This is a genomic window from Falsiporphyromonas endometrii, assembly GCF_042654485.1.
GTDB classification, from domain to species: domain Bacteria; phylum Bacteroidota; class Bacteroidia; order Bacteroidales; family Porphyromonadaceae; genus Porphyromonas; species Porphyromonas endometrii.
Genome location: NZ_JBHSGO010000053.1, coordinates 1 through 551 on the forward strand (window position 1 = coordinate 1; position 551 = coordinate 551).

Annotated in this window: 1 protein-coding gene; it reads left to right on the forward strand. The window is 39.7% G+C overall.

What is annotated here, in order from left to right; translation table 11 throughout:
- Positions 1-46 precede the first annotated feature (46 nt).
- Positions 47-551: transposase (locus tag ACFO3G_RS03185; RefSeq protein WP_380077933.1), on the forward strand; the 505-nt coding region annotated here is incomplete at its 3' end.

Sequence of the window (551 nt, forward strand, 5' to 3'; positions counted from 1 at the left end):
TGATATGAACCCCAAAAGTTAGACTCAAAACTTTTGGGGTTTATTTATGGAATCAAACAAAAAGAAAAGACGAAAGCATAGTTATTATGATCGTCTCCGTTACATGCATATGTTGGAGGAAGGATATTCCTTTAATTACATAAAGAAGCATTATGGCATCAATGACGACTTATTGAAAACACTTTGGGACAGATACCAGCATCTTGGTCCTGCCGGTTTGGAAAAGAAGAAAAAAAATCAATCAGATTCCCAATTAAGGAAGTCGGTCGTATTAGACATTGAGAACAATCACTTAACTTTGTTCCAGGCCTCTCTAAAATACGATGTAAGTACGAGCGCAATACAAATTTGGCTTAAACTTGCCCGTAAGAATGGATTGTCAGCATTAGATGTTCAGAAGAAACGTGGCCGACCAAAAGGTATGGGAAGACCTCGAAAGAATAGCAGCCCCTTGACAGAAGTGGAGAAGCTCCGCAAGGAGAATCAGGAACTCAAGACTCAGATTGCACTGCTAAAAAAAGTGAGAGCCTTAGTCGAAGAAAGGAATGCCC